The sequence below is a fragment of the Flintibacter muris genome (genome assembly GCF_943192995.1).
Taxonomy (GTDB): domain Bacteria; phylum Bacillota; class Clostridia; order Oscillospirales; family Oscillospiraceae; genus Lawsonibacter; species Lawsonibacter muris.
This window is the reverse complement of sequence record NZ_CALPCP010000092.1, coordinates 1-3650: the sequence shown is the minus strand read 5'-3', so window position 1 is coordinate 3650 and position 3650 is coordinate 1. Positions and strand designations below refer to the sequence as shown.

General features: G+C 61.9%; 5 protein-coding genes and 1 pseudogene. All 6 read right to left on the bottom strand.

The window, feature by feature from the left end; all coding sequences use genetic code 11:
- A pseudogene (locus NFS22_RS23195) lies at positions 1 to 242 on the bottom strand (hypothetical protein); the annotation flags it as partial.
- A gap of 22 nt (positions 243 to 264) precedes the next feature.
- The gene (locus NFS22_RS23190) at positions 265 to 1275 is read right to left on the bottom strand and encodes a C39 family peptidase (RefSeq protein WP_251319990.1); all 1011 of its coding nucleotides are present in this window, start codon (positions 1273 to 1275) and stop codon (positions 265 to 267) included.
- A gap of 16 nt (positions 1276 to 1291) precedes the next feature.
- Complete coding sequence (locus NFS22_RS23185; RefSeq protein WP_251319989.1) at positions 1292 to 1570, bottom strand: hypothetical protein; 279 nt, start codon at positions 1568 to 1570, stop codon at positions 1292 to 1294.
- 15 nt (positions 1571 to 1585) lie between these two features.
- Complete coding sequence (locus NFS22_RS23180) at positions 1586 to 1918, bottom strand: serine/threonine protein kinase (RefSeq protein WP_251319988.1); 333 nt, start codon at positions 1916 to 1918, stop codon at positions 1586 to 1588.
- Positions 1919 to 1931: 13 nt separating this feature from the next.
- Positions 1932 to 2390 (bottom strand): carbohydrate-binding protein, encoded by a 459-nt coding sequence (locus NFS22_RS23175; RefSeq protein WP_251319987.1) that lies wholly within the window; start codon positions 2388 to 2390, stop codon positions 1932 to 1934.
- On the bottom strand, positions 2387 to 3650 hold a 1264-nt coding region (locus tag NFS22_RS23170), incomplete at its 5' end, for a fibronectin type III domain-containing protein (RefSeq protein ID WP_251319986.1). The genes NFS22_RS23170 and NFS22_RS23175, both read right to left, overlap by 4 nt.

The following is a 3650-nucleotide window of genomic DNA, read 5'->3' as shown; positions in this document are numbered from 1 at the left end:
GCCACCATAAAGCCCACCACAACGGCGGCCACCACCATGTACCATACCACGGCCAGGCCCTTGACCTGGGACCAGGCGAAGAACGCCGCCAGGGTCAGGCCCATGGCCACGATGACGGCCAGGATGTTGGTGGGGAGCCGGTCCCAGGTGAGCTTTTTGAGGACCTGGACGATGATGTTAGTGAGCACCACCAGGACGCCCACGATGCTGAGAATGACGGACCAGTCGAAAATGCTTTCCATAACTTTTTACCTCCCGGTTATTTTACCCCACAAGGGTGAGGTCCTTGATGTTGACGGCGGCGGTGACCGCCTTGCCCTGGCCGATGACGGCCCGGTCCCCGGACAGCTCCAGCACCGTGTAGGTGTTGGCGTAGACGAAAGAGGCCAGGCCCCCGCCGGTGTAGGTCTTGGCTCCGGCCTTGACCTTGACAGTGGAGCCCTTGGCGATGGCGGCGGAGGCCTCCACGGCGATGTCAGCGGCGTCCACCCAGCCGTAGACGGTGGAGCCACCGCCCTTGACGGCGATGAGATGATAGGGGTGCTTGCCATTAAAGGCCTGAGTGACCTTGGCCTTGCCGGGCTTGCAGGGGGAGCTCTTGGTGGCGTTGGCGCTGTAATAATGAGCGGAGCCGGTAAACTCCACGATGTCACCCACCTTGGGGCCGTTGGCCGGGGGCTTGACGGTTCCAGGAGTGCCGGTAGAGGCCACCGGGGGCTTGACAGCGGAGCCGTACCCGTTAAACTTCCGGGCATCAATCCACCAATAATAAGACACCTGGCTCTTAAAGGTCTTGAGGTCCCCGTTGAGGCGGGCATCTTTCGTGCTGGCGGGGTCATTGATGCGGACCTTGCCGTCCTCCCACCAAAGGACCACGAAGTGGCCCCCGGTAGTCCACAGGCCCGGACCCATAAGGGCAATAAAATAATAGCCCTGTTTGAGCATTTCAAAGACCTTTTTGTGATTGGCGTGGTCAGGCTTGCCATAGGTCTTGGTCCAGTTCAGCATATCACAGTCAATGCCAAACTCCGCAAACTGGGGCTTGAAATAACCGTAATAGGTGCCGTTGCCCAGGGCCTTGTAACCGTGGGCCATGCTCCAGTTGCAGGCGTCCTCTGGGGTGTACTTCTTGCCGGTCATGGTTTCGATAATCATGGCCGCCGCCGTAGGACCACAGCCGGAGCCGCCGATGGTGGCACTTTCGCCCTTGACCCGGTAGGGCTTGGATTTCCAGCGGGGGTCAGTCTGGAGGTAGGAAACGGGTTTCTTGTTCATGACGTGATTTCCTCCTTTAGTCTTTCAGCACGATTTCAGCCGCACGGAGGGCGATGTCCGCCCCATACTTGTCCGCAAAGCGGTTGAGAAAGCGCTGGGCATATTTAGCCCGGTTTTCGTTCTTGGACTTCCACAGGTAAAAGCCGCCCCAGGTTCCGTCTGTCACCAGGGAGGTGCCCGCAAGGACGGCAATGGCGGTAACATCCCACCCCCGGAGGGTCCCGGCCACGGTGATGGCGCACAGGACCACGGAGATGAAGATGTGTAGCACCAGCATTTTCTTGGAAAACTCCATCCAATGCCGCCCTCCTCAGTAAAGCGCCTGGACGCTTTGCTCCGTCAAAAATTCCTTGTGTTCATGCTTGACCTTGCGGGCATATTCCAGGGCGGCGTGCATATCACCGTTACAGTGTGCGTCCGGGATGCGCTGGACGGCCTCCGCCGTAGCCTCCCCCAGAGCGATGGCGGCCCCCACCCCTTTGATGATAAGCACCTCATTTTTCTCACGGGCACGCTCCCGCTCCTCCTGGGCTTTGTCCCGCTTTGTGATGCGCTGCTGGAGCAGCCAAAAACAAAAGGCAGTAATGGCGGTGGGGAGGCCCAGCAGCGTGACCAGGCCCCCGACAGAAAGCTCAATGACCATGATGTCCCCCTCCTTATTCGGTGACCTCATCCCAGCCATAGACGCCGGGCTCCCAGACGTTGCCGTCCACGGTAGAGGTCCAATGCTTGCCTTTGTGGTTCACCTTAGCCCCGGCGCTGTATGCGTCATGGGCCCCCAGGGGTTGGCTCCAGGCGGGCCACTCCTCCGCCGGGTCAGAGGTCACCGCCCAGAGGGAGGCGGCCTTGTCCGGCTCCCACCCCTCCTGGGACGTGTGCTCCTGGACACAGCGGTAAAGGGTGCCGCCATACCGGCGGAGGTTGCCCACGGCGTAGTTGACGCCGGGCACCCACTCCGCAAAGAGGGTGGACTGTTCGGCAGCGGTCACGGCGTCAATCTGGCCGTTTTCCGCCAGCACCACAAAGGCGATGGCGGCGGCGTCCTCCCGCTGCTTGGCGTAGAGCTTGGCCTCATTGATGGCCTTGAGGCTATTCTGGGTGTATTCAACGCTCATTCAAAGGCACCTCCGATGCTGGAAATATAGCCGCCGGTGTCACTGCCCCCCCGGCTCACGTCCAGCTTGAAGTTGAACGCAAAGCCATTTGCGGCGGTCTTGTTCTCAAAGACATGGTTGGCTCCGCTCTTGATGTCCGCCGTGGCGTCCTCCCACACGGGGGCGGCGTCCTTGGCGTTGTTGGTGACCAGGACCTGGAGCACGGCGTCAACGGGCAGAGCGCCCACGATGTTGAGGACCATGACGGTGATGGCGTCATCGGCGTCCAGGGGCTCCGCCAGGGTGATGCTGGCGCTGATGACCTTTTTGGTAAAGGTCACAGTGTAGGGGGCGCTGTCCGCCTTGCCGTCATTGGCCACCACCTTGAGGGTGTGGGCCCCGTTGAGGATTTTCTGATAGTTGGCGGCGGTGACGGCCTGGAACGTGTTGGACTGGCCCAGGGTGGCCGTATAGGACCGCTGGAGCACGTTGTCCAGATACTCCTTGACCGTCACGGTGTCCCCGTCCGCATCGGTCACCTTGTAGGTCAGGGCAAAGCCCTCATTTTTGGTGCCCAGGTCCGTGCCGGAGGCCGTGTCACTGGTGATGACGGGATAGGCGTTATTGTCCACCGTGCGGGTGTCGCTGGTGACATAGGCGCTGGTGGCGTTCAGCGTGTCATAGGCCCGGACACGGTAGGCCACCGTATTCCACCCGGCGGTGATGGTGTCCGTAAAGGTCAGGGCGGAGCCCTTGTAGACCTGGGACCATGCGCCGCCGTTGACGCTCCGCTCCAGCTCATAGCCGCTGAGGTTGTCATCGCTGTCCGTGGCACGGGTCCAGGAGATGGGCAGGGTGGCCCCGCCCCGGACGGCGGCGGGCACCGTGATGGAGCCGGGGGCGGAGGGGGCCCGGTTGTTGACCACCGTGACATTGCTGCCGGTTTTCCAGCCGGAGTTAAGGCCCTCTGTGTCATAGGCCTTGACCCGGAACATGACGGAGGCGGTGCCAAAGGCCACGTTGTTGGTGGTGCTCCGGGCGCTGCCCTGGTAGACCTGGGCCCAGGTGGTGCCGCCGTTGGTGCTCCGCTCCACGACATAGCCCGCAAGGTTGCCCTCAGCGTCCGTGGACGCTCCCCAGCTCACGGTGATGTCCGTGCCGCCGTTGATGCTGGTGGGATAGCTGATACTGGAGGGGGTGCCGGGGGCGGTGTTGACGGACACAGAGCCGTCATCGCTGACATAGAGGGAGGAGGGGAGAGTGAAAGCGGGGCGGGACCCG